General features: G+C 50.3%; 21 protein-coding genes and 1 pseudogene. 14 read left to right on the top strand and 8 right to left on the bottom strand.

Going from position 1 to position 26770, the window contains the following annotated elements:
• Nucleotides 1-73 precede the first annotated feature (73 nt).
• The 8 genes from yihU to ompL all read left to right on the top strand — a co-directional run bounded on the left by yihU (nucleotide 74) and on the right by ompL (nucleotide 10042).
• Entirely contained in the window at nucleotides 74-970 is an 897-nt protein-coding gene (gene yihU / locus E0D98_RS04780) for a sulfolactaldehyde 3-reductase (RefSeq protein ID WP_000718896.1), read from the top strand.
• Between the two features lie 23 nt (nucleotides 971-993).
• The gene (gene yihT / locus E0D98_RS04775; protein ID WP_001046453.1) at nucleotides 994-1872 is read left to right on the top strand and encodes a sulfofructosephosphate aldolase; all 879 of its coding nucleotides are present in this window, start codon (nucleotides 994-996) and stop codon (nucleotides 1870-1872) included.
• Between the two features lie 16 nt (nucleotides 1873-1888).
• On the top strand, nucleotides 1889-3130 hold the full coding sequence (yihS, locus tag E0D98_RS04770; protein WP_000870916.1) for a sulfoquinovose isomerase: 1242 nt from the start codon (nucleotides 1889-1891) through the stop codon (nucleotides 3128-3130).
• A gap of 137 nt (nucleotides 3131-3267) precedes the next feature.
• Entirely contained in the window at nucleotides 3268-4170 is a 903-nt protein-coding gene (locus E0D98_RS04765; RefSeq protein ID WP_001330865.1) for an aldose-1-epimerase, read from the top strand.
• A gap of 198 nt (nucleotides 4171-4368) precedes the next feature.
• Nucleotides 4369-6405 (top strand): sulfoquinovosidase, encoded by a 2037-nt coding sequence (yihQ, locus tag E0D98_RS04760; RefSeq protein ID WP_000380841.1) that lies wholly within the window; start codon nucleotides 4369-4371, stop codon nucleotides 6403-6405.
• Between the two features lie 45 nt (nucleotides 6406-6450).
• Entirely contained in the window at nucleotides 6451-7836 is a 1386-nt protein-coding gene (locus tag E0D98_RS04755; protein WP_000018387.1) for an MFS transporter, read from the top strand.
• A gap of 42 nt (nucleotides 7837-7878) precedes the next feature.
• Nucleotides 7879-9282, top strand: coding sequence for an MFS transporter (locus tag E0D98_RS04750; RefSeq protein ID WP_001297066.1), 1404 nt, complete (start codon nucleotides 7879-7881; stop codon nucleotides 9280-9282).
• 67 nt (nucleotides 9283-9349) lie between these two features.
• The gene (gene ompL / locus E0D98_RS04745) at nucleotides 9350-10042 is read left to right on the top strand and encodes a porin OmpL (RefSeq protein WP_000723472.1); all 693 of its coding nucleotides are present in this window, start codon (nucleotides 9350-9352) and stop codon (nucleotides 10040-10042) included.
• A gap of 90 nt (nucleotides 10043-10132) precedes the next feature.
• Here ompL and E0D98_RS04740 read toward each other — a convergent pair whose 3' ends face one another.
• From E0D98_RS04740 to typA, 4 genes are all read right to left on the bottom strand, one after another.
• Nucleotides 10133-11398 (bottom strand): MFS transporter, encoded by a 1266-nt coding sequence (locus E0D98_RS04740; RefSeq protein WP_000956320.1) that lies wholly within the window; start codon nucleotides 11396-11398, stop codon nucleotides 10133-10135.
• A gap of 101 nt (nucleotides 11399-11499) precedes the next feature.
• Complete coding sequence (locus E0D98_RS04735; RefSeq protein ID WP_000256396.1) at nucleotides 11500-12480, bottom strand: TIM barrel protein; 981 nt, start codon at nucleotides 12478-12480, stop codon at nucleotides 11500-11502.
• Between the two features lie 7 nt (nucleotides 12481-12487).
• Nucleotides 12488-13198, bottom strand: coding sequence for a GntR family transcriptional regulator (locus tag E0D98_RS04730; protein ID WP_000829806.1), 711 nt, complete (start codon nucleotides 13196-13198; stop codon nucleotides 12488-12490).
• A 216-nt stretch (nucleotides 13199-13414) separates the two neighbouring features.
• On the bottom strand, nucleotides 13415-15238 hold the full coding sequence (typA, locus tag E0D98_RS04725; protein ID WP_000570668.1) for a ribosome-dependent GTPase TypA: 1824 nt from the start codon (nucleotides 15236-15238) through the stop codon (nucleotides 13415-13417).
• A gap of 372 nt (nucleotides 15239-15610) precedes the next feature.
• Between typA and glnA the strand changes: the two genes are divergently transcribed.
• The 4 genes from glnA (at nucleotide 15611) to E0D98_RS04705 (ending at nucleotide 19886) form a co-directional block, all read left to right on the top strand.
• On the top strand, nucleotides 15611-17020 hold the full coding sequence (gene glnA / locus E0D98_RS04720; protein ID WP_001271717.1) for a glutamate--ammonia ligase: 1410 nt from the start codon (nucleotides 15611-15613) through the stop codon (nucleotides 17018-17020).
• 173 nt (nucleotides 17021-17193) lie between these two features.
• Nucleotides 17194-18243 carry a nitrogen regulation protein NR(II) gene (gene glnL, locus E0D98_RS04715; protein WP_000190577.1) on the top strand — a complete coding sequence of 350 codons (1050 nt, stop codon included), beginning with the start codon at nucleotides 17194-17196 and terminating at the stop codon, nucleotides 18241-18243.
• 11 nt (nucleotides 18244-18254) lie between these two features.
• Entirely contained in the window at nucleotides 18255-19664 is a 1410-nt protein-coding gene (glnG, locus tag E0D98_RS04710; RefSeq protein WP_001188776.1) for a nitrogen regulation protein NR(I), read from the top strand.
• A 111-nt stretch (nucleotides 19665-19775) separates the two neighbouring features.
• Complete coding sequence (locus tag E0D98_RS04705; protein ID WP_000893994.1) at nucleotides 19776-19886, top strand: YshB family small membrane protein; 111 nt, start codon at nucleotides 19776-19778, stop codon at nucleotides 19884-19886.
• Between the two features lie 189 nt (nucleotides 19887-20075).
• Here the strand turns inward: E0D98_RS04705 and hemN are convergent, their stop codons facing one another.
• From hemN to E0D98_RS27815, 3 genes and pseudogenes are all read right to left on the bottom strand, one after another.
• Nucleotides 20076-21449 carry an oxygen-independent coproporphyrinogen III oxidase gene (hemN, locus tag E0D98_RS04700; protein ID WP_000116090.1) on the bottom strand — a complete coding sequence of 458 codons (1374 nt, stop codon included), beginning with the start codon at nucleotides 21447-21449 and terminating at the stop codon, nucleotides 20076-20078.
• A gap of 188 nt (nucleotides 21450-21637) precedes the next feature.
• Nucleotides 21638-22147 carry a Der GTPase-activating protein YihI gene (gene yihI, locus E0D98_RS04695; protein ID WP_001295266.1) on the bottom strand — a complete coding sequence of 170 codons (510 nt, stop codon included), beginning with the start codon at nucleotides 22145-22147 and terminating at the stop codon, nucleotides 21638-21640.
• A gap of 118 nt (nucleotides 22148-22265) precedes the next feature.
• Nucleotides 22266-22432, bottom strand: a pseudogene (locus E0D98_RS27815) (hypothetical protein).
• 296 nt (nucleotides 22433-22728) lie between these two features.
• Between E0D98_RS27815 and yihA the strand changes: the two are divergent.
• Complete coding sequence (gene yihA, locus E0D98_RS04690; protein ID WP_000183349.1) at nucleotides 22729-23361, top strand: ribosome biogenesis GTP-binding protein YihA/YsxC; 633 nt, start codon at nucleotides 22729-22731, stop codon at nucleotides 23359-23361.
• Between the two features lie 381 nt (nucleotides 23362-23742).
• Here the strand turns inward: yihA and polA are convergent, their stop codons facing one another.
• Nucleotides 23743-26529: a DNA polymerase I gene (polA, locus tag E0D98_RS04685; protein WP_000250006.1), complete on the bottom strand. Its 2787-nt coding sequence runs from the start codon at nucleotides 26527-26529 to the stop codon at nucleotides 23743-23745.
• 58 nt (nucleotides 26530-26587) lie between these two features.
• On the opposite strand from polA, the gene E0D98_RS04680 reads away from it, so the two are divergent.
• The coding region (locus E0D98_RS04680; RefSeq protein WP_000010549.1) for a hypothetical protein at nucleotides 26588-26770 on the top strand (183 nt) is incomplete at its 3' end.

Genomic DNA, 26770 nt, shown 5'->3' with positions numbered 1-26770 from the left:
TACGATCAAAAACAGACAAGCAAAGCATGTCATAAATGACAAAAAGTGACATCGCTGTATTCAGGAGAGGGTTATGGCAGCAATCGCGTTTATCGGTTTAGGACAAATGGGTTCGCCAATGGCGAGCAATTTATTGCAGCAAGGGCATCAACTTCGCGTCTTTGATGTGAACGCCGAAGCTGTGCGGCATCTGGTAGACAAAGGTGCGACTCCCGCCGCCAACCCGGCGCAGGCCGCTAAAGATGCCGAATTTATCATTACCATGTTGCCGAATGGCGATCTGGTGCGCAACGTGTTGTTCGGTGAAAACGGCGTTTGCGAAGGCTTATCTACCGATGCGCTGGTCATTGATATGTCCACCATCCATCCGCTGCAAACCGATAAATTGATTGCCGATATGCAAGCCAAAGGCTTCAGCATGATGGATGTTCCGGTAGGCCGTACTTCTGCAAATGCCATTACCGGTACTCTGTTACTGCTGGCTGGCGGCACCGCTGAACAAGTTGAACGTGCCACACCGATCCTGATGGCGATGGGCAGTGAGTTGATCAACTCTGGCGGTCCGGGCATGGGGATCCGCGTTAAGCTCATCAACAACTACATGAGCATCGCGCTCAATGCGCTTTCGGCAGAAGCCGCCGTTTTGTGCGAAGCCCTGAATCTTCCCTTCGATGTTGCCGTCAAAGTGATGAGCGGTACCGCCGCCGGTAAAGGTCACTTCACCACTTCCTGGCCAAACAAAGTCCTCAGCGGAGATCTTTCTCCCGCCTTCATGATCGATCTTGCCCATAAGGATCTTGGCATCGCCCTTGATGTCGCCAACCAGCTGCATGTGCCAATGCCGCTGGGGGCCGCCTCACGGGAGGTTTATAGCCAGGCGCGCGCAGCGGGTCGCGGTCGCCAGGACTGGTCCGCCATTCTGGAACAGGTCCGTGTCAGTGCCGGGATGACTGCCAAAGTAAAAATGTAACGACTGGATAAAGGAATAAATGAATGAATAAGTACACCATCAACGACATTACGCGCGCATCGGGCGGTTTTGCCATGCTGGCGGTCGATCAGCGCGAAGCCATGCGCATGATGTTTGCCGCGGCTGGGGCACCCGCTCCGGTAGCCGATAGCGTTTTAACTGATTTCAAAGTTAACGCTGCAAAGGCCCTCTCGCCTTATGCCTCGGCGATTCTGGTAGATCAACAATTCTGCTACCGCCAGGTGGTTGAGCAAAACGCGATTGCCAAAAGTTGCGCCATGATTGTCGCCGCCGATGAGTTCATTCCTGGCAACGGTATTCCGGTCGATAGCGTGGTTATTGACCGCAAAATCAATCCGCTACAGATCAAACAAGACGGTGGCAAAGCCTTAAAACTGCTGGTGCTGTGGCGTAGTGATGAAGATGCGCAGCAACGTCTGGATATGGTGAAAGAGTTCAACGAACTGTGCCACTCACACGGTCTGGTAAGCATCATTGAGCCAGTCGTCCGCCCACCGCGTCGTGGCGATAAATTCGATCGCGAACAAGCGATCATCGATGCCGCCAAAGAGCTGGGCGACAGTGGCGCTGACCTCTACAAAGTTGAAATGCCGCTTTATGGCAAAGGTCCGCAACAAGAGCTTCTCTGTGCTTCACAACGTCTGAATGACCATATCAATATGCCATGGGTGATCCTCTCTTCCGGTGTCGACGAAAAACTGTTCCCGCGTGCCGTACGCGTGGCAATGACGGCGGGCGCATCGGGATTCCTGGCAGGCCGTGCAGTCTGGGCATCGGTCGTCGGTTTACCAGACAACGAGCTGATGCTGCGTGACGTTTGCGCACCGAAATTACAACAACTTGGCGATATCGTCGACGAAATGATGGCTAAACGCCGCTAAGATGAGGATAAAAGGAATGAAATGGTTTAACACCCTAAGCCACAACCGTTGGCTGGAACAGGAAACCGACCGCATCTTTGATTTTGGTAAAAATTCCGTAGTGCCGACTGGTTTTGGCTGGTTAGGCAATAAAGGGCAAATCAAAGAAGAGATGGGCACCCATCTGTGGATCACCGCTCGTATGTTGCACGTTTATTCCGTTGCTGCGGCGATGGGTCGACCTGGCGCTTACTCGTTGGTTGATCACGGTATCAAAGCCATGAACGGCGCACTGCGTGATAAAAAATATGGCGGCTGGTATGCCTGCGTGAATGACGAGGGCGTGGTGGATGCCTCCAAACAGGGCTATCAACACTTCTTTGCTCTGCTGGGTGCCGCCAGCGCCGTCACAACGGGTCACCCGGAAGCGCGCAAGCTGCTCGATTACACCATTGAAATTATCGAGAAATATTTCTGGAGCGAAGAAGAGCAGATGTGCCTGGAATCCTGGGACGAAGCCTTCAGCAAAACCGAAGAGTACCGCGGCGGCAATGCCAATATGCACGCGGTGGAAGCTTTCTTGATTGTTTATGACGTCACTCACGACAAAAAATGGCTGGATCGCGCGATTCGCGTGGCTTCCGTGATTATCCACGACGTCGCCAGAAATAATCATTATCGCGTTAACGAACACTTCGATACCCAGTGGAATCCGCTGCCGGATTACAACAAAGATAACCCGGCGCATCGCTTCCGCGCGTTTGGAGGTACACCAGGCCACTGGATCGAATGGGGCCGTTTAATGCTGCACATCCATGCTGCCCTGGAAGCCCGTTGCGAACAACCACCAGCATGGCTGCTAGAAGATGCCAAAGGTCTGTTTAACGCCACCGTGCGCGATGCCTGGGCACCCGATGGCGCGGACGGGATTGTTTATACCGTTGACTGGGAAGGAAAACCGGTGGTCCGCGAACGTGTACGTTGGCCTATCGTCGAAGCAATGGGTACGGCCTACGCGCTCTACACCGTCACTGGCGATCGCCAGTATGAAACCTGGTATCAAACATGGTGGGAGTACTGCATTAAGTACCTGATGGACTATGAAAATGGTTCCTGGTGGCAGGAGCTGGATGCGGACAATAAGGTCACCACCAAAGTCTGGGACGGCAAACAGGATATTTATCACCTGCTGCATTGCCTGGTGATCCCGCGTATCCCGTTAGCGCCCGGCATGGCTCCAGCGGTTGCAGCGGGTCTGCTGGATATTAATGCGAAATAACTGATCTGAAAATAGGGTGCGGGTTTTCCCCTCACCCTAACCCTCTCCCCAAAGGGGCGAGGGGACCGTCCGGTGCAGTTTTTGGGTTTGACATCAGCCTCACGGGAGGCTGTATGTCGTTAATTAAGGTGCCTTGTATGCAAATCACCAATATGCATTGCAGTGGACAGACCGTTTCACTTGCCGCGGGGGATTATCACGCGACCATTGTGACCGTCGGTGCTGGTCTGGCTGAATTAACCTTTCAGGGTTGTCATTTAGTCATCCCGCACAAACCCGAAGAGATGCCGCTGGCGCATCTGGGTAAAGTGCTTATTCCGTGGCCGAACCGGATCGCCAACGGCTGTTACCGCTATCAGGGGCAGGAATATCAGTTACCCATTAATGAACATAGTTCAAAAGCCGCTATTCACGGGCTGCTTGCCTGGCGAGACTGGCAAATTAGTGAATTAACCGCCACCAGCGTTACCCTGACAGCTTTTCTGCCGCCCAGTTACGGCTATCCGTTTATGCTGGCTTCACAAGTTGTTTATTCGCTCAACGCACACACGGGTCTTTCCGTTGAGATCGCAAGCCAGAATATCGGCACTGTCGCAGCGCCTTATGGCGTGGGTATTCATCCTTATTTAACCTGCAACTTAACATCTGTTGATGAATATCTGTTCCAGCTTCCGGCAAACCAGGTTTATGCCGTTGATGAACACGTAAATCCGACAACGCTTCACCACGTTGATGAGCTGGATTTAAATTTCACGCAGGCGAAAACAATAGCCGCGACAAAAATCGACCACACCTTTAAAACCGCTAATGATCTGTGGGAAATAACCATTACCCATCCACAACAGGCGCTTTCGGTTAGCCTTTGTTGCGATCAACCCTGGGTACAAATTTATAGCGGTGAAAAATTACAGCGTCAGGGACTGGCAGTTGAACCTATGAGTTGCCCGCCTAACGCCTTTAATTCAGGTATCGACTTATTATTACTGGAACCAGGAAAACCGCACCGCCTGTTTTTTAACATTTACGGACAGAGAAAATAACTTGTATTGATTAGCAGTCAAAATCATTGAAGAACATTTCACTCGCTAAAGGCAACATTATGTATCTTCAATTTATTAAGTTAAAAACAGCTCAGCTTCTGTAAAGTTTTTATATATCAGTTTTATGAGAATCATTTTACATAAGCCTGTAATAACAGGAAGGCAACAATCTCGTTCTCAACTCTATGGAGATTAGTTATGGATACGCCACGTCCACAGTTATTAGATTTTCAATTTCATCAGAATAACGACAGTTTTACCCTACATTTTCAACAACGTCTTATTTTAACCCATAGCAAAGATAATCCTTGTTTATGGATTGGCTCAGGTATAGCGGATATCGATATGTTCCGCGGTAATTTCAGCATTAAAGATAAACTACAGGAGAAAATTGCGCTTACCGACGCCATCGTCAGCCAGTCACCGGATGGTTGGTTAATTCATTTCAGCCGTGGTTCTGACATTAGCGCCACGCTGAATATCTCTGCCGACGATCAGGGCCGTTTATTGCTGGAACTACAAAACGACAACCTTAACCACAACCGTATCTGGCTGCGCCTTGCCGCTCAACCAGAGGACCATATCTACGGCTGCGGCGAACAGTTTTCCTACTTCGATCTGCGTGGCAAACCGTTCCCGCTATGGACCAGTGAACAAGGCGTTGGTCGCAACAAACAAACCTATGTCACCTGGCAGGCCGACTGCAAAGAAAATGCGGGCGGCGACTATTACTGGACTTTCTTCCCACAGCCTACGTTTGTCAGCACGCAGAAGTATTACTGCCATGTTGATAACAGTTGCTATATGAACTTCGACTTTAGTGCCCCGGAATACCATGAACTGGCGCTGTGGGAAGACAAAGCAACGCTGCGTTTTGAATGTGCTGACACATACATTTCCCTGCTGGAAAAATTAACCGCCCTGCTGGGACGCCAGCCAGAACTGCCCGACTGGATTTATGACGGAGTAACGCTCGGCATTCAGGGCGGGACGGAAGTGTGCCAGAAGAAACTGGACACCATGCGTAACGCGGGCGTGAAGGTCAACGGCATCTGGGCGCAGGACTGGTCCGGTATTCGTATGACCTCTTTTGGCAAACGCGTGATGTGGAACTGGAAGTGGAACAGCGAAAACTACCCGCAACTGGATTCACGCATTAAGCAGTGGAATCAGGAGGGCGTGCAGTTCCTGGCCTATATCAACCCGTATGTTGCCAGCGATAAAGATCTCTGCGAAGAAGCGGCACAACACGGCTATCTGGCAAAAGATGCCTCTGGCGGTGACTATCTGGTGGAGTTTGGCGAGTTTTACGGCGGCGTTGTCGATCTCACTAATCCAGAAGCCTACGCCTGGTTCAAGGAAGTGATCAAAAAGAACATGATTGAACTCGGCTGCGGCGGCTGGATGGCTGACTTCGGCGAGTATCTGCCCACCGACACGTACCTGCATAACGGCGTCAGTGCCGAAATTATGCATAACGCCTGGCCTGCGCTGTGGGCGAAGTGTAACTACGAAGCCCTTGAAGAAACGGGCAAGCTCGGCGAGATCCTTTTCTTTATGCGCGCCGGTTCTACCGGTAGCCAGAAATACTCCACCATGATGTGGGCGGGCGACCAGAACGTCGACTGGAGTCTCGACGATGGCCTGGCGTCGGTTGTCCCGGCGGCGCTGTCGCTGGCAATGACCGGACATGGCCTGCACCACAGCGACATTGGCGGTTACACCACCCTGTTTGAGATGAAGCGCAGCAAAGAGCTGCTGCTGCGCTGGTGCGATTTCAGCGCCTTCACGCCGATGATGCGCACCCACGAAGGTAACCGTCCTGGCGACAACTGGCAGTTTGACGGCGACGCAGAAACTATCGCCCATTTTGCCCGTATGACCTCCGTCTTCACCACCCTGAAACCTTACCTGAAAGAGGCTGTCGCGCTGAATGCGAAGTCCGGCCTGCCGGTTATGCGCCCGCTGTTCCTGCATTACGAAGACGATGCGCACACTTACACCCTGAAATATCAGTACCTGTTAGGTCGCGACATTCTGGTCGCTCCGGTGCATGAAGAAGGCCGTAGCGACTGGACGCTCTATCTGCCGGAGGATAACTGGGTCCACGCCTGGACGGGTGAAGCGTTCCGGGGCGGGGAAGTTACCGTTAATGCGCCCATCGGCAAGCCGCCGGTCTTTTATCGCGCCGATAGCGAATGGGCGGCACTGTTCGCGTCGTTAAAAAGCATCTAATCACATCCGCCCGTGGGGAAACTCATGGGCAAAGGGAGAACATCGATGAGTCACATCACAACGGAAGATCCAGCAACTTTACGCCTGCCCTTTAAAGAGAAACTCTCTTACGGTATTGGCGACCTGGCCTCTAACATCCTGCTGGATATCGGTACGCTTTATCTTTTGAAGTTTTATACCGACGTTCTGGGGCTGCCAGGCACCTATGGCGGCATTATCTTTTTGATTTCAAAATTCTTTACTGCGTTTACCGATATGGGTACCGGCATTATGTTGGATTCCCGACGCAAGATCGGTCCAAAAGGTAAGTTCCGTCCTTTTATTCTGTATGCGTCATTCCCGGTCACCTTACTGGCGATCGCCAACTTTGTCGGCACACCGTTTGATGTCACCGGTAAAACGGTGATGGCCACTATTCTGTTTATGCTTTACGGACTGTTTTTCAGCATGATGAACTGCTCCTACGGCGCAATGGTTCCCGCTATCACCAAAAACCCCAACGAACGCGCCTCACTGGCGGCATGGCGTCAGGGCGGCGCTACGCTGGGCCTGCTGCTGTGCACGGTGGGATTCGTGCCAGTGATGAATCTTATCGAGGGTAATCAGCAACTTGGCTATATCTTCGCCGCCACGCTGTTTTCACTGTTCGGCCTGCTGTTTATGTGGATCTGCTACTCAGGCGTGAAAGAGCGTTATGTCGAAACCCAACCAACCAATCCGGCGCAAAAGCCTGGCCTGTTGCAATCTTTCCGCGCAATTGCCGGTAACCGCCCACTGTTCATTCTGTGTATTGCCAACCTCTGCACCTTAGGGGCGTTTAACGTCAAGCTCGCCATTCAGGTCTATTACACCCAGTACGTACTTAACGATCCCATCCTGTTGTCGTATATGGGATTTTTCAGCATGGGCTGTATTTTCATCGGCGTGTTCCTGATGCCTGGCGCAGTCAGACGTTTTGGTAAGAAGAAGGTCTATATCGGCGGCCTGCTGATTTGGGTGCTGGGCGATCTGCTCAACTATTTCTTCGGCGGCGGCTCGGTCAGCTTTGTGGCGTTCTCCTGCCTGGCGTTCTTCGGCTCAGCGTTTGTTAACAGCCTGAACTGGGCGCTGGTTTCCGACACCGTCGAGTACGGCGAGTGGCGCACCGGCGTGCGTTCGGAAGGCACGGTCTACACCGGCTTCACCTTCTTTCGCAAAGTGTCTCAGGCGCTGGCTGGTTTCTTCCCCGGCTGGATGCTGACGCAAATTGGCTATGTGCCGAACGTCGCACAGGCTGACCACACCATTGAAGGGTTACGCCAGTTGATCTTCATCTACCCAAGCGCACTGGCGGTAGTCACCATTGTGGCGATGGGTTGCTTCTACAGCCTGAACGAGAAGATGTATGTCCGCATTGTGGAAGAGATAGAAGCCCGTAAACGCACGGCGTAATAATAATAAACGACGCCCTGCGGGGCGTTATAAGGAGTGATTATGTCTGACCATAATCCACTGACATTAAAACTGAATCTGCGGGAAAAAATCGCCTATGGTATGGGCGACGTCGGTTCGAATTTAATGCTCTGCATCGGTACTCTGTATCTCCTCAAATTTTATACCGATGAATTAGGGATGCCTGCTTACTATGGCGGGATTATCTTTCTGGTGGCGAAGTTTTTTACCGCGTTTACCGATATGCTCACCGGATTTTTACTCGACTCGCGGAAAAATATTGGGCCTAAAGGCAAATTTCGTCCCTTTATTTTATATGCAGCAGTTCCGGCGGCGTTAATTGCAACGCTCCAGTTTATCGCCACCACCTTTTGTTTGCCGGTTAAAACGACGATTGCCACCGCGCTGTTTATGATGTTTGGACTTTCATACAGTCTGATGAACTGCTCGTATGGTGCGATGATCCCGGCAATTACCAAAAACCCGAATGAGCGCGCGCAGCTCGCGGCTTACCGCCAGGGTGGTGCAACCATAGGGCTATTGATTTGTACCGTGGCGTTTATTCCGTTGCAGTCGCTTTTTTCTGACTCAACCGTCGGTTATGCCTGTGCGGCACTTATGTTCTCCATTGGCGGCTTTATTTTTATGATGCTGTGCTACAGAGGCGTCAAAGAGCATTATGTGGACACAGCGCCAACCGGACATAAAGCCAGTATTCTCAAATCTTTTTGCGCGATATTTCGTAATCCACCATTGCTGGTTTTATGCATTGCTAACCTGTGTACTCTGGCGGCATTTAATATCAAACTGGCGATTCAGGTCTATTACACCCAGTATGTGCTGAATGATATTAATTTATTGTCGTGGATGGGATTCTTCAGTATGGGATGCATCCTCGTCGGCGTATTACTGGTGCCAGTAACTGTAAAATGTTTTGGTAAAAAACAGGTTTATTTAGCTGGCATGGTGCTGTGGGCGGTGGGTGATATACTGAATTATTTCTGGGGAAGTAACTCTTTCACTTTCGTCATGTTCTCTTGTGTCGCCTTTTTTGGCACGGCCTTTGTAAACAGCCTGAACTGGGCACTGGTACCAGATACCGTAGATTACGGTGAATGGAAAACCGGTATTCGTGCCGAAGGTTCTGTTTATACCGGTTATACCTTCTTTCGTAAAATTTCTGCCGCACTTGCTGGCTTCTTGCCAGGCATTATGCTGACGCAAATTGGTTATGTTCCCAACATCGCGCAAAGCGATGCGACATTACAGGGTTTGCGTCAGCTCATTTTTATCTGGCCTTGTGCACTGGCAATTATTGCTGCATTGACGATGGGATTCTTTTACACACTCAATGAAAAACGGTTTGCATTGATTATTGAGGAAATCAACCAACGCAAAAATAAAGAGATGGCGACAGAAGAAAAAACGGCTTCCGTAACGTTATAAATGTCAATAGCCGCTATTTCCATCCTGGTGGGTGGCGGCCTCCCTACGTTTAAAAAATGGACTTATTATGAAAAAGATTAATGCAATAATTTTATTATCTTCTCTGACCTCTGCCTCGGTATTTGCTGGCGCATACGTCGAAAACAGGGAGGCATATAATCTTGCCTCCGATCAGGGCGAGGTTATGCTACGTGTGGGTTATAACTTCGATATGGGCGCGGGTATTATGTTAACCAATACCTACACCTTTCAGCGAGAAGATGAACTAAAACATGGCTATAATGAAATTGAAGGTTGGTATCCTTTATTCAAACCAACCGATAAATTAACCATCCAGCCCGGTGGCTTAATTAATGATAAGAGTATCGGTTCGGGTGGTGCAGTGTATCTGGACGTCAACTATAAATTTGTACCATGGTTTAATCTGACAGTACGAAATCGCTATAACCATAATAACTATAGTTCAACAGATTTGAGCGGGGAACTGGATAATAATGACACCTATGAAATTGGCACCTACTGGAATTTTAAAATCACCGATAAATTTTCCTATACATTTGAGCCACATTATTTCATACGCGTAAATGACTTTAATAGCAGCAATGGAAAAGATCATCACTGGGAAATCACTAATACCTTCCGTTATCGCATTAATGAACACTGGCTGCCTTATTTCGAATTACGTTGGTTAGATCGTAATGTCGAACCGTACCACCGCGAGCAAAACCAGATTCGTATCGGGACGAAGTATTTCTTCTGATGTGAAACTGCCGGATGCGACGTAAACGCCTTATCCGGCCTACGGTTGATACGGTTTTCGTTGGCCGGATTAAGCACATCCGGCCATTAATCAAGCTTCAGCCGCCAGCATCTCTTTCTTACGTTGGCTAATTCGCTTAACCAGCATTACGGAAACCACCGCACCACAGAATGCGAAGCAGGCCATAATGCCAAACACGATTTTGTAGCCAATAATCCCCGGATTTAAATCCAGAATGTAGCCATACAGACTGAAGCAGAACATCGCCGGAGCGTAACCAATAAAGCTACCCAACGCCATCGCCGCGCCTGTTTTATTTTCAGCAATTTTTGCTTCGCCGATAGGTGCAAAAAATACGGCTCGCTGTGTAAAGACTATCGCGCCAAAGCCCAGCGTACATGCCATCCCTAAATAGACCGGCATACTTTCGTGCGGCAGCATAATCAACAGTACGAGCGCAGCGGTACTGATGATAAAGGTGTAGCATAGATATTTACTCGGCGATTTCAGGATCTTATCTGAAATCATGCCACCAATCGGTCCACCAATCATTTTCAGACAGTATTGGTTAATGATGCCGTAAGCCCCCACCAGCGCAACGGGCAATAGATAGATGTTTTTCAGGAATGGAATGAAGAATGTCAGGCCACAGTAAACCGCGTAAACGAAGAAGACGTTAAAAGCGATAAGCCAGATGGTTTTGTCTCTCAGCACCGAGGTCATACTGGTGTTTTGCGATGCTCCGTCTTCTTTTTTCACCTCAACGGACGGTGCCTCTTCTTTGTCATTCAGGACAAAGAAAATAATAATGCCTACGGCAATCACAATAAGGGAATAGAACCAGATGCCTGCTTTAAAACCCAATAAGCCACTGCCAAACCAGGTAAATACTGCCAACGCAGAAAATGCCACCACGGTATCGACAATGCCACGCCCTGTTTCGAAGAAGCCAAACAACCGACCTTGTTGTTCGCTATTGCCCAATCGACTTACCGACTTGAGCAAGACCGGCCAGTTCATCATGTCGCAAGTAACGCCAAATAGCGCCCAGACAAAGAGGATGCCCCAATACCCCGGCATTGTCGTCAAATAAACACCCAGTAATCCTGTCGCAATGAGTGAGAATGACATGGTGTATCTGCGCGGTAGTTTATCGGCAAAATAAATAGACAGAAAAAAACCCACTGTCGTGACAAATGAGTTTACCGACATAGCATTACCAATTTGACCATTGGTCAAATGGAAATATTCCTGCATCGGGATATAAAACGCATCTTTCAGCGACGGTAATTTATAAATTGTACCGCCACACAATGTTAATAGACTAAATAACGCCCATTTCTTTTTCGTGAGCATAACATCCCCTAAGCGATTTTTAAAATCACTGTTTTAAAGGCAATAAGATACCGACCATTCATATGGAATGGTTTTATTAACTGCGTATGAGTTAAAACTTATTAGTGGTTCAGAAGATGGTTTGCCTCTTGTTTGATTTGTTGTAGTACGTTACGCACATGATTTATCTGATTAATTGCATCTTCTTTTTCTTTACGTAACCGCGCATCCAGTAAATGATTTTCTGGCAATGGTGTTTCACTCATCTGGCGATAAGGGATCCACGGATTATCATCTTCGTCTTCAAAGCGGAACGCCGGCGCATAGTAATCAACCTCTTCTTCCAGGCCATATGCCGTCACCTGCGGCTCATCATCACCCAGGCATATAAGGTGCGTTAATAACGCTTTGAACGGCATATCACCCTGACCTGAAATACAGGCTTTATGACCCAGGCCACCCGGTTCTTTAACGATCAAGGCATCTTTGATATGGACCTGGGTAATATGCGGCGCCATCGTTTTTAAAGCGTCGATGGGATGCTCATTTGCATTGATCATGTTCGCAAAATCAAACAGTAAGGAAAGAGATTCCATCTCACTTTCTTTGACCAGCGACACCAGCTCATGGCTTTTTAAATCTTCATGCTGTTCGATCGTAAAAGTCAGGCCGCTGTCCTGATACGTTTCCCGTACATAGGCAATGTCGTTAGCGATGATCGATAATACGTCGCGCAAATTACCTTCATAACGTGGATAAAAACGTACGGACGATGCCCCAGTTTTCAACGCAATGGCGACGGCTTCGTCAATAGATGCCTTATCTGAGGCGCTGGTTTCAATATGAATATCAAGGTTCAGACGGCGGGCTTTATCCCCAAAGGCAGAGAGTTCTTTATCGTCCATATTACCAAGAGAAAAACGCTCGCCATCCAGAACATGGATTTTGACGCCACGTAGATTATTTTCACTTGCGATATCAAGTAAATCAGCAGGCAACACTCTTTCCAGCCGCATATTTAAATGAAAGGCATAAGCATGTAAATAAAGAGGAAGAGTGTCGACACGTTGTAGAATCTTTCTTGCGTTATTTATTGTCACCATAAAACACCTACAGATTAATGATGAGGTCTACGGCCTCAAATCGCCAATATTCAATATCTATCTGGACAATATTGCCTTGCTGGTCGGCGCGATGCTTTTCAATTAAGATCGCTGGCATACCCGCAGAACCGCCAAGATACTTGCTGATATCGCCCGGCATTCTGACGGGTTTGAAAATCAATTTTTTTACTACCGTCTCTTTTTGGTAGCACTTTTCCCAGACTGCAGAAAATGAGTGGTTTTCAAGTTGTTCAATAAAACCTGGGGCAACTTCAGGATTAATATATGTTTCATGATAGAAAACTTTATGTCCTTCCAGCGCCCCCCAGCCGGTAATACGATAGAGTTCGGTTGATGGCGTCACTGCAATCAGTGGCGCAAGCGTCTGGGGAATGTCGCTGGTACGGCTTTTCTCGGTAAACCCCCAGGAAGGTTCCCGCCCTTGCTCAATTGCGGCCCGCTGAAAGCTCGCCGACAGCTCCGGGCTGTAATTAAATCGCGGCTGAGTCACGAACCACCCTTTACGATCCTTACGGAAGATTTTGGATTCTGCCTCGAGGTTCAGCAACGCCTGGCGCAGCGTCATACGTTTAATGCCCAGCAGCTCTCCCAGCTCTCTTTCTGAAGGGAGTTTTCCACCCGGCGTGGTGATGCCATCTTTCAACCACCGATCCAGTTTCTCTTTTGCATTTTCTACGGTGGATTGATTCTCCGCCATTGTTTAATCCTTTTGGTTTAAACCAGATGAAGCATCTTACGCTTACGCCAAAAAAGAAAGCAATTAACGGCGTATGACTTTGCAGATAATTGTGACAAAGCTCTCTATTGACGTAATCCCAGACTTATAAGGGAGATACTCGCATTGGTGTGCGCTCACGACAGGTAAAAAAAAACCTGCCAGCGCTGGCAGGTTTTTTATGACTAAAAAACGAAATTAATCGTCTTTCGGTGCGCGGTTGGCGCGACGACGATCGTTTTCCGTCAGGTGACGTTTACGAATACGGATAGAGGTCGGGGTCACTTCTACCAGTTCGTCATCATCGATGAACTCCAGAGCTTGTTCCAGAGTCATGCGGATAGGCGGAACCAGAACAACGGCTTCGTCAGTACCGGAAGCACGCATGTTGGTCAGTTTCTTACCGGTCAGGCAGTTTACAGTCAGGTCGTTAGAGCGGCTATGAATACCGATAATCTGACCTTCGTAAACTTCTGCACCGTGACCGAGGAACAGCTTACCGCGATCCTGCAGACCGAACAGCGCGAACGCGACCGCTTTACCCTGACCGTTAGAGATCAGTACGCCGTTCTGACGCTGACCCACTTCACCCGGACGTACGTCGTCGTAGTGGCTGAAGGTGGAGTACAGCAGACCAGTACCGGAAGTCATGGTCATGAACTCAGAACGGAAGCCAATCAGACCACGGCTTGGGATCACGTAGTCGAGACGTACGCGGCCTTTACCGTCTGGATTCATGTTTTTCAGGTCGCCTTTACGTTCGCCCAGCGCCTGCATTACAGAACCCTGATGCTGTTCTTCAACGTCCAGCGTCACGTTTTCATACGGCTCTTGTTTACGACCGTCGATTTCACGGAAGATAACTTTCGGACGGGATACCGCCAGTTCGAAACCTTCACGACGCATGTTTTCGATCAGAACAGACAGGTGCAGTTCGCCACGACCAGAAACGCGGAACGCATCGGCGTCTTCGGTTTCTTCTACGCGCAGCGCAACGTTGTGTACCAGTTCTTTGTTCAGACGATCCAGGATCTGACGAGACGTTACGAACTTACCTTCTTTACCGCAGAACGGCGAGGTGTTAACGCAGAAGAACATAGAAACGGTCGGCTCATCAACGGAGAGTGCCGGCAGCGCTTCAACGTTTTGCGTGTCGCAAACGGTGTCAGAAATGTTCAGTTCGCCAAGGCCCGTGATCGCAACGATATCGCCAGCTTCCGCCAGATCGGTTTCGATACGTTCCAGACCGAGGTGGCCCAGCACTTTACCGACTTTCGCGTTGCGGGTTTTGCCTTCGCTATCGATGATAGTGACCTGCTGGTTCGGCTTCACTTTACCGCGCTTGATGCGGCCAATGCCGATAACGCCAACATAGCTGTTGTAATCGAGCTGAGAAATCTGCATCTGGAACGGACCGTCAAGGTCAACGTCCGGCGCAGGAACGTGATCAACAATCGCCTGATACAGCGGGGTCATGTCTTCCGCCATATCTTCGTGGTCCAGACCCGCGATACCGTTCAGCGCAGAAGCGTAAACGATCGGGAAGTCCAGCTGCTCGTCGGTCGCGTCGAGGTTAACGAACAGATCGAATACCTGATCCACAACCCAATCAGGACGCGCGCCAGGGCGGTCAACTTTGTTGATAACAACAATCGGCTTCAGGCCGTAAGCAAACGCTTTTTTGGTTACGAAGCGCGTTTGCGGCATCGGGCCGTCAAATGCGTCAACCACCAGCAGCACTGAGTCTACCATGGACATTACACGTTCAACTTCACCACCGAAGTCGGCGTGCCCCGGGGTATCAACGATGTTGATACGGTAATCATTCCATTTGATAGCGGTGTTTTTCGCGAGGATGGTAATCCCACGCTCTTTCTCCAAATCGTTGGAGTCCATCACGCGCTCTTGGGTTTCGGCACGAGAGTCGAACGTACCGGATTGTTGGAGCAGCTTGTCTACCAGGGTGGTTTTACCATGGTCTACGTGCGCGATGATGGCGATATTACGCAATTTTTCGATCACAACTTTGCCTCAGGCATTAGAAATAGCGCGTTATTGTACACGGATTAATCGCACTACAAAACAGGATCACAAACATCCTCCGCAAACAAGTATTGCAGAGTCCCTTTGTGATCGCTTTCACGGAGCATAAAAAGGGTTATCCAAAGGTCATTGCACCAATATGGTGCTTAATGTTTCCATTGAAGCACTATATTGGTGCAACATTCACATCATGGTGCAGCCCTTTTGCACGATGTTAAGCATGATAACGCCTTTTAGGGGCAATTTAAAAGTTGGCACAGATTTCGCTTTATCTTTTTTACGGCGACACGGCCAAAATAATTGCAGATTTCGTTACCACGACGACAATGACCAATCCAGGAGAGTTAAAGTATGTCCGCTGAACACGTACTGACGATGCTGAACGAGCACGAAGTGAAGTTTGTTGATTTGCGCTTCACCGATACCAAAGGTAAAGAACAGCACGTCACTATCCCTGCTCATCAGGTGAATGCTGAATTCTTCGAAGAAGGCAAAATGTTTGACGGCTCCTCGATTGGCGGCTGGAAAGGCATTAACGAATCCGACATGGTGCTGATGCCAGACGCATCCACCGCAGTGATTGACCCGTTCTTCGCCGACTCCACCCTGATTATCCGTTGCGACATCCTTGAACCTGGCACCCTGCAAGGCTATGACCGTGACCCGCGCTCTATTGCGAAGCGCGCCGAAGATTACCTGCGTTCCACTGGCATTGCCGACACCGTACTGTTCGGGCCAGAACCTGAATTCTTCCTGTTCGATGACATCCGTTTCGGATCATCTATCTCTGGTTCCCACGTTGCTATCGACGATATCGAAGGCGCATGGAACTCCTCCACCCAATACGAAGGTGGTAACAAAGGTCACCGTCCGGCAGTGAAAGGCGGTTACTTCCCGGTTCCGCCGGTAGACTCTGCTCAGGATATTCGTTCTGAAATGTGTCTGGTGATGGAACAGATGGGTCTGGTGGTTGAAGCCCATCACCACGAAGTAGCGACTGCTGGTCAGAACGAAGTGGCTACCCGCTTCAATACCATGACCAAAAAAGCTGACGAAATTCAGATCTACAAATATGTTGTGCACAACGTAGCGCACCGCTTCGGTAAAACCGCGACCTTTATGCCAAAACCGATGTTCGGTGATAACGGCTCCGGTATGCACTGCCACATGTCTCTGTCTAAAAACGGCGTTAACCTGTTCGCAGGCGACAAATACGCAGGTCTGTCTGAGCAGGCGCTGTACTACATTGGCGGCGTAATCAAACACGCTAAAGCGATTAACGCCCTGGCAAACCCGACCACCAACTCTTATAAGCGTCTGGTCCCGGGCTACGAAGCACCGGTAATGCTGGCTTACTCTGCGCGTAACCGTTCTGCGTCTATCCGTATTCCGGTGGTTTCTTCTCCGAAAGCACGTCGTATCGAAGTACGTTTCCCGGACCCGGCGGCTAACCCGTACCTGTGCTTTGCTGCCCTGCTGATGGCCGGTCTTGATGGTATCAAGAACAAGATCCATCCGGGCGAAGCCATGGACAAAAACCTGTATGACCTGCCGCCAGAAGAAGCGAAAGAGATCCCACAGGTTGCAGGCTCTCTGGAAGAAGCACTGAACGAACTGGATCTGGACCGCGAGTTCCTGAAAGCCGGTGGCGTGTTCACTGACGAAGCAATTGATGCGTACATCGCTCTGCGTCGCGAAGAAGATGACCGCGTGCGTATGACTCCGCATCCGGTAGAGTTTGAGCTGTACTACAGCGTCTAATAGTTGAAGTTGTACTACCCGGCGCAACAACGCCGGGATTTAGTTGCCGTGGAAACTTTCAGCCCATCTCTGCATGGGCTTTTTTCTCCGTCAATTCTCTGATGCTTCGCGCTTTTTATCCGTAAAAAGCTATAATGCACTAAAATGGTGCAACCTGTTCAGGAGACTGCTTTATGGCAACAGGCACGCAGCCCGATGCTGGGCAGATCCTCAACTCGCTGATTAACAGTATTTTGTTAATCGATGACAACCTGGCGATCCATTACGCCAACCCCGCCGCGCAACAACTGCTCGCCCAAAGCTCCCGCAAATTGTTTGGTACACCGTTACCGGAACTGTTGAGCTACTTCTCATTAAATATCGAGCTGATGCAAGAAAGTCTGGAGGCGGGGCAAGGTTTTACCGATAACGAAGTGACGCTGGTCATCGACGGGCGCTCGCATATCCTTTCTGTGACGGCCCAGCGTATGCCGGACGGCATGATCCTGCTGGAGATGGCTCCGATGGATAACCAGCGCCGCTTAAGTCAGGAACAGCTACAGCACGCCCAGCAGGTTGCTGCCCGTGATTTAGTGCGCGGCCTGGCACATGAGATTAAAAATCCGCTTGGCGGTTTACGTGGCGCGGCGCAGCTGCTCAGCAAAGCGTTACCTGACCCATCACTACTCGAATATACCAAAGTGATTATCGAACAGGCGGACCGGCTGCGAAATCTGGTCGACCGTCTGTTGGGGCCGCAGCTGCCCGGTACGCGCGTTACCGAAAGTATTCACAAAGTAGCTGAACGCGTGGTAACGCTGGTGTCGATGGAACTGCCGGACAACGTGCGGTTGATTCGTGATTACGATCCCAGCCTGCCGGAACTGGCGCACGACCCGGATCAAATTGAACAGGTCTTGCTGAATATTGTGCGCAATGCGCTACAGGCGCTGGGGCCGGAAGGCGGTGAAATCATTCTGCGTACCCGCACCGCGTTTCAACTGACCTTACACGGCGAACGCTACCGGCTGGCGGCGCGGATTGATGTGGAAGATAACGGGCCAGGCATTCCGCCTCATTTGCAGGATACGCTGTTTTACCCGATGGTCAGCGGCCGCGAAGGTGGCACCGGGCTTGGCTTATCCATCGCTCGTAATTTGATTGATCAGCATTCAGGCAAAATTGAATTTACCAGTTGGCCAGGGCATACCGAGTTCTCGGTTTACCTGCCTATCAGGAAATAAAGGTGACGTTTATGCAACGAGGGATAGTCTGGGTAGTCGATGACGATAGTTCCATCCGTTGGGTGCTTGAACGTGCGCTCGCTGGAGCGGGTTTAACCTGTACGACATTTGAGAACGGCGCGGAGGTACTGGAGGCGCTGGCGAGCAAAACGCCGGATGTGCTGCTTTCAGATATCCGTATGCCGGGAATGGACGGGCTGGCACTGCTCAAGCAGATTAAACAGCGCCATCCGATGCTTCCGGTCATCATTATGACCGCACATTCCGATCTGGATGCTGCCGTCAGCGCCTATCAACAAGGGGCGTTTGATTATCTGCCCAAACCGTTTGATATCGACGAAGCCGTGGCGCTGGTTGAGCGCGCCATCAGCCATTATCAGGAACAGCAGCAGCCGCGTAATATTCAGCTTAACGGCCCAACGACCGATATCATCGGCGAAGCGCCAGCCATGCAGGACGTGTTCCGTATTATCGGTCGGCTTTCGCGTTCTTCTATTAGCGTGCTGATTAACGGCGAATCCGGCACCGGTAAAGAACTGGTCGCTCATGCCCTGCATCGCCACAGTCCGCGCGCCAAAGCGCCGTTTATCGCGCTGAATATGGCAGCTATCCCAAAAGATTTGATCGAATCAGAACTGTTTGGCCACGAGAAAGGCGCGTTTACTGGCGCGAATACCATTCGTCAGGGGCGTTTTGAACAGGCCGATGGCGGTACATTATTCCTCGACGAAATTGGTGATATGCCGCTGGATGTGCAGACGCGTTTGCTGCGCGTGCTGGCAGACGGTCAGTTTTACCGCGTTGGCGGCTATGCGCCGGTGAAAGTGGATGTGCGGATTATCGCTGCCACTCACCAGAATCTCGAACAGCGAGTGCAGGAAGGTAAGTTCCGTGAGGATCTGTTCCACCGCCTGAACGTTATCCGCGTTCATCTGCCGCCGCTGCGCGAACGTCGGGAAGATATTCCCCGTCTGGCGCGCCATTTTTTACAGGTTGCCGCGCGCGAACTGGGCGTAGAAGCGAAGTTGCTGCATCCGGAAACCGAAGCTGCTCTGACGCGTCTGGCGTGGCCAGGCAACGTACGCCAGCTGGAAAACACCTGCCGCTGGCTAACGGTGATGGCCGCCGGGCAGGAAGTGTTGATTCAGGATTTGCCCGGCGAACTGTTTGAATCAACGGTTGCGGAGAGTACTTCGCAAATGCAACCGGACAGTTGGGCGACACTTTTAGCGCAGTGGGCAGACAGAGCGCTGCGTTCCGGTCATCAAAATCTGCTTTCCGAAGCGCAGCCAGAGCTGGAGCGGACGTTACTGACGACCGCGTTGCGACATACGCAGGGGCATAAACAGGAAGCGGCGCGGCTACTCGGCTGGGGCCGCAACACCCTGACGCGTAAGTTAAAAGAGCTGGGGATGGAGTGATTCACAGCTTGTGTGTAAAGATTGATTATTGAGCGCAAATTGCTGGTATTTTACGCTTTACTGTTCCGATAAGTTCAGTATGATCTTGCCCGGAAAACGGGGAGAGTCATTATGCTGGAATCAATAATTAATCTGGTATCGAGTGGCGCAGTTGACAGCCACACACCGCAAACTGCCGTTGCTGCCGTGCTGTGTGCCGCAATGATTGGGCTGTTTAGTTGAGTTTCAGATTGCTGATGAAGTGCTCTTTGTTCATGCCGGATGCGGCGTGAACGCCTTATCCGGCCTACAAAAGCAATATTTTCAACAGGTTTTGTAGGCCTGATAAGCGTAGCGCATCAGGCAATCTTGTTCTCAGCACATTGATGGCGCTTTCGTTTTCTACTTTGTAAACGAAGCGCCATTCACTATTTAAATCACCCGTGAGAACTGCTGCATCCGCGCTTTCTGGCGCAGATAGGTATCAAAGCACATGCAAATGTTGCGGATCAGCAAGCGACCTTTCGCCGTCACCTGTATTCCCTTCTCATCCACATCCACCAGCCCATCTTTTGCTAACGGGGCGAGCAGCTTGAGATCTTCCGCAAAGTAATCAGCGAAGTGCAAATCCCACTGTTTCTCAATAGGGGCGTAATCCAGACGGAAGTTGCAGATGAGCGACTTAATCACATCGCGGCGAATACAGTCATCACGCGTTAGCGCAATACCACGCCACAGCGCATTGCCTTGTTCATCCACTTGCTGATAGTACTGCTTCAACTCTTTCTGGTTCTGCGCGTAGCAGTCGCCAATCATGCTGATGGCGGAAACGCCCATCCCCAGCAGATCGGTATCGCCCTGAGTGGTGTAGCCCTGGAAGTTACGATGCAGCACGCCTTCACGCTGGGCCACCGCCAGCTCGTCATCCGGACGGGCAAAGTGATCCATACCGATAAACTGATAGCCCGATTGCGTCAGGAAGGCGATGGTTTCCTGCAGGATATCGAGTTTTTGCTGCGGACTCGGCAGGTCAGCATCTTTGATTTTGCGCTGAGCAGCAAAAATGGTCGGCAGATGCGCGTAGTTAAAGACACTCAGACGATCGGGGTTCAGCTCCGCCACACGTTTCAGGGTAAAGGCGAAACTCTCCGGCGTCTGTTTCGGCAGGCCGTAAATCAGGTCGATGTTGGTGGAGGTAAAACCAATCTCACGCGCATGGTTAAGCAGTGCAAAGATGAACTCTTCATCCTGCTCGCGGTTAACCAGACGTTGCACTTCTTTGTTGAAGTCCTGCACGCCCATGCTCAGGCGATTAAAGCCTTCGGCGCGTAAATGATCGAGTACATCCAGTTCGATTTCCCGCGGATCGACTTCGATCGAAATCTCCGCATCGGCATTGAACTGGAAGTTTTCGCGCAGCAGCTTCATCAGGCGGCTGATTTGCGCTTTATTCAGATACGTCGGCGTTCCGCCGCCCCAGTGCAATTGGCTGACGTGACGCCCGGCGAACAGCGGTGCACGATGGACGATTTCTTGCTCCAGCGCGTCCAGATACTGATCGGCCTTGTGCTGCTGGCGAGTAACAATCTTATTGCAACCGCAGAAGTAACAAAGCTTATGGCAGAACGGGATATGTACGTAGAGAGATAATGGACGCTCAGGATAGCGCGCCACGGCTTGTAAAAACGCCTGTTCGCCGAAGTCTTCTGAAAACTCCAGCGCGGTCGGGTACGAGGTGTATCGTGGCCCGGAATAGTTATATTTCTGGATCAGGGCCAGATCCCAGTCGATTTGCTGTACAGACATGCTCACTCCTTCCGATGGCGTCTCTGGCGGCTACGGCGTACCGGCGGATGCCCGTTTCGGGTCATCAGCCGGTTGCGCAGCCACTTTTGTCGCCGCGACAACCGCTGTAGTTTAACGAATAACCACACCAGATAACATATAACCGGAAGGGTTATCAGCAGAACGGGAAGGCCCACGGCGGCAATCCGTTAGTTGCCCCGCAGCAGACGCATCATGTCTTCTTGCTTCTCGTCTTCTTCCTCTTCTTCGTCATCGTCATAAGAGAGGCCGAGTTTCTGCATCAACTCATCAATACGATCCAGTTTAGCATCCACCCAGGATTGCTCTTCGGCACTCAGGGTTTCGCCTGCTTCCAGACGTTCCAGCAGCGCATCCAGACGCTCATCCGTTTCCAGTAATTCCAACTCCGCCTGCGGTGAAAGCATAGGTTTCTCACTCTTCGGTTTGTGCTGTTTGGTGACTTTTTCAGTCACGCCCAATGGAATAGGGGTTTTACTGCCAATACGTGGATCTTTTGGTGCGTTCTGGCCTTTGCTGCCTGACGTGGTGTTTCCGCCCGCTGCGCGGCTGCCCGGCGCATGACCACGACGTTTTTTCTGACGCTTGCGATCACGAGCTTCCTGATCCAGCTCCTCGCGTGTTTTTCGACGCGCTTTTGCATGACCTTTGCTGCGTGAGTTTGAAGATGATGGTTTCATAATGGTTCGTCTTTTAGCCGTTTTATTCAGTATAGATTTGCGGCGGAATCTAACAGAAAGCAAGCAAAGAAAAAAGGCGACAGATTACTCTGTCGCCTTTTTTCCTGACTCATAACCCTTAACGGGTCTTACAATCCTTGCAGGCCGCCAACACACCCTGTTTTTCCTTTAGCCGGAACAATCCGTGTTGATTCCATTTCCGTTTAATTACGTCTCCGGACGTTTGTCTTCCTGACAATCCTCTGTCTTCGCCTCCTGGCGCTCCTGACCCTCATCCTGAGTCATTGTTCCTGTTAGCGTCCTCGCTCTATGGGTGCTACTTTACGCCTTTGCTTTAAACAAACAATCAACCGCCATCAGTATTTGCACATTTTCAGAGTTTTATATAAAAGCAATTCACTGATTTATATAGCTTATTTGACATGCATCGCAGAATTTTCTCTGCTATTTCGCATAAAGACTATCGGCAATGTCTCACAAAGCGTATGGCTTTTACTTACAACGCTCACGCCGAAAAATCCGCCTTTTATTATGGTTCAGGTATAATCGCCACAAAGCTTTGACTGACGGAGACGACCGCTTTGACTAATTTGAATTATCAACAGACGCATTTTGTGATGAGTGCGCCTGATATTCGCCACCTACCTTCCGATACCGGAATTGAAGTGGCTTTTGCAGGCCGTTCCAACGCAGGTAAATCCAGCGCGCTGAACACGCTGACTAACCAGAAAAGCCTGGCTCGTACCTCAAAAACCCCAGGGCGCACCCAGCTTATCAACCTGTTTGAAGTGGCTGACGGCAAGCGTCTGGTTGACTTGCCTGGGTACGGTTATGCGGAAGTCCCGGAAGAGATGAAGCGCAAATGGCAGCGTGCGCTCGGCGAATACCTCGAAAAACGTCAGAGCCTGCAAGGTCTGGTGGTGCTAATGGATATTCGCCATCCGCTGAAAGATTTGGATCAGCAGATGATTGAGTGGGCGGTAGACAGCAATATCGCCGTTCTGGTGCTGCTGACCAAAGCGGACAAACTGGCAAGCGGCGCACGTAAAGCGCAATTGAATATGGTGCGTGAAGCTGTACTGGCGTTTAACGGTGATGTGCAGGTTGAAACGTTTTCTTCGTTGAAGAAACAAGGCGTGGACAAGCTGCGGCAGAAACTGGATACCTGGTTTAGCGAGATGCAGCCTGTAGAAGAAACGCAGGACGGCGAATAATTTTCTTGCCTTAATGCTTGTGCCGGATGTGGCGTATCCGGCCCGTAAATTCAATAGATTACAATTCTACCGTTGGCCTGATAAACATAGCGCATCAGGCATTACGGATCTTTTCTTTCGCCCAATAAAAAACGCCCCAGTCATTACTGACTGGGGCGGCTAAAATATTCAGCCAAATCCGATTACGTGAAGTAAAAGGTCTGAAAGATAGAACATCTTACCTCTGTACCCTACGCGACTAACTTTACTCTTTTTTGTTCAGTTCAGAAAGCACTTTTTGTAATTTTTTTTCAGTTGTTGCATAGGAATTTCTAATAGCCATCACAAAACGTGACAGCTTATGTTGCTTACTTACGAAAAAAGGGCATGTTCAGGCGAATCTTAGTGCGCCTGATCCCAGTTTTCGCCACTCCCCACTTCCACCAGCAACGGCACATCCAGACGGGTACAGTTTTCCATCAGTTGATGAATCTGCTTCGCGACGGCATCAACATCATCTTTATGAACTTCAAATACCAGTTCATCGTGTACCTGCATGATCATACGTACACGCGGTTGCTCAGCCTGTAACCACGCATCAACGGCAATCATCGCCCGTTTGATAATGTCGGCGGCGGTTCCCTGCATTGGCGCGTTAATGGCTGCACGTTCAGCCGCTGCACGACGAGCACCATTGCTGGATTTGATATCCGGCAGATACAGACGGCGTCCGTCCAGCGTTTCAACGTAGCCCTGCTCTTTCGCCTGAGCACGGGTGCGTTCCATATACTCCAGCACGCCAGGGTAGCGTTCGAAGTAAAGGTCCATGTACTTCTGCGCTTCTTTACGTGGAATGTTCAATTGCCGCGCCAGACCGAAAGCACTCATGCCATAAATCAGACCAAAGTTGATCGCTTTCGCGCTACGGCGTTGCTCGCTGGTGACGGTTTCCAGTGGCAAACCAAACACTTCTGCCGCCGTTGCCCGGTGGATATCTTTTCCTTCCGCGAATGCGGTCAGCAAGCCTTTGTCACGCGAAAGATGCGCCATAATGCGCAGTTCAATCTGCGAGTAGTCCGCTGAGACAATCACATAATCCTCTGGCGCAATAAACGCCTGGCGGATACGACGACCTTCTTCGTTACGCACCGGAATGTTTTGCAGGTTAGGATCGGTTGACGATAAACGTCCCGTTGCAGTTACTGCCTGGTGATAAGAGGTATGCACACGCCCGGTTTTCGGGTTGATCATCAGCGGCAGCTTGTCGGTGTAGGTCGATTTCAGCTTCGCCAGACCACGATACTCCAGAATCACTTTTGGCAACGGATAGTCCAGCGCCAGTTCTTCCAGTACCTCTTCCGACGTTGACGGCGCGCCACCCGGCGTTTTCTTCAGCGGTTTAATACCCTGTTTTTCAAAGAGAATGGTTTGTAACTGCTTGGTGGAAGAAAGGTTAAATTCCTCACCTGCAATTTCATGCGCTTTCTTTTCCAGCTCAGCCAGACGAAGGGTGAGCTCTTCAGAATGATTGTGCAGCACTTTCGGATCGATCTTCACACCGTTACGTTCAATGCGTGAAAGCACTGGCACCAGCGGCATTTCGATATTCTCGAAGACGTTCAACGGCCCTTTGTGTTTTTGCAGATCCGGCCACATTTTCAGATGCAACTGCAAGGTGACATCTGCATCTTCGGCGGCGTAACGTCCGGCTTCTTCGAGGGCAATCTGGTTAAAGGTCAGTTGATTTTTGCCTTTACCAGCAATCTCTTCAAAAGTGATGGTTTTGTGCTTCAACCAACGTTCCGCGAGGCTGTCCATATCGTGACGCCCGGCAACGCTATTGAGAATGTAGGACTCCAGCATGGTATCAAACGCAATCCCACGCAGTTCAATGCCGTAGTTCGCCAGAATACCGCGATCGTATTTCAGGTTTTGCCCGACCTTCAGCGCCTTTTCATCTTCCAGCAGCGGTTTTAGCAACTCGAGTGCACGCTCGCGAGAGATTTGATCGGGCGCATCAAGATAATCATGAGCAACCGGAATATATGCCGCTACGCCTGGCTCGATAGCAAAAGAAAGCCCGACCAGGTTAGCAGAGATGTTATCAAGGCTGTCGGTTTCGGTATCAAATGCAAATACCGGCGCTTTTTCCAGCTTCGCAATCCACGCTTTCAGTGTTTCTTCATCAAGGATGGTGACGTAGTTGTCATAAGAAATCACCGTTGCCGTCACTTCTGGCGCTTCGTCTGCAACACTGGTTTCCTGCGGCTTCGCGGCTGGTTTTGCCCCTTTGGCCTGTAACCATTTGCCCGCTTCGACATCAGCAGTCCAGCGTTTGAACTCATACTTTTTGAACAGCCCCAACAACTCTTCCGCTGCCGGTTGCTGCACTTCCAGTTGTTCACAGGTCAGCTCCAGTTCAACGTCGGTTTTAATCGTCGCCAGCTGGTATGAGAGATAAGCAACTTCTTTGTTTTGCTCGAGCTTCGCTGCCATTGTTTTCGCGCCACGGAAGCTCAACCCAGCAATTTTTTCTGGCTCGGCATACAGCGTATCCAGCCCGCCAAGACCTTGCAGCAATGCCTGCGCGGTTTTTTCACCGACGCCCGGTACGCCAGGAATGTTATCGGAGGAGTCACCCATCAGCGCCAGGAAATCGATGATCAGTTCTGGCGGCACGCCGTACTTATTCACCACCTCTTCCGGTCCGAGGATGGTATTCGTCATGGTATTGATAAGCGTAATATTTGGCGTCACCAGCTGCGCCATATCTTTATCGCCAGTGCTGATCAGCACCGGACGCCCGGCTTTTTCGGCTTCGCGCGCCAGAGTACCGATAACGTCGTCCGCTTCTACGCCAGAAACCGCCAGCAGCGGCAGTCCCATCGCTTTAACCATCGCGTGCAGAGGTTCGATTTGTGCTCGCAGATCGTCCGGCATTGGCGGGCGATGTGATTTGTAATGTTCAAACAGTTCATCACGAAAGGTTTTTCCCTTGGCGTCAAAGACCACCGCTGCATGCGTCGGTTTATATTGCATGATCAGACTGCGCAGCATGTTGAGGACACCATACATCGCACCGGTCGGCTCGCCTGCGCTGTTAGTCAGCGGGGGAAACGCGTGATATGCGCGATAAAGATAAGATGAACCATCTACAAGGATAAGTGGATTTTGGGGGATCTGAACCATAATGTCCGTGCCTGTTTATCAGATTATGGGTAAAGGATGCCACAGACAGGATGAAAACATGAGTTTTTCACCGCTTTTCGTGAAAATCTTTTGTAGATCTTCTGGATCGCTCGCAAATCGTCATGTGGATAACTTTGTGCATAAATTATTTACATCGCTTTTAATTTATTATCATGCTTTTTACAGCATGATGTTTGTCTTTGTTTTTCATGCAGTTAAAAATAAAGCCATCCCTAATAAT

Origin of the sequence: Escherichia sp. KCJ4928, from assembly GCF_004352695.1 — a bacterium.
Taxonomy (GTDB): Bacteria; Pseudomonadota; Gammaproteobacteria; order Enterobacterales; family Enterobacteriaceae; genus ECMA0423.
This window is presented reverse-complemented; position numbering and strand designations above follow the sequence as displayed.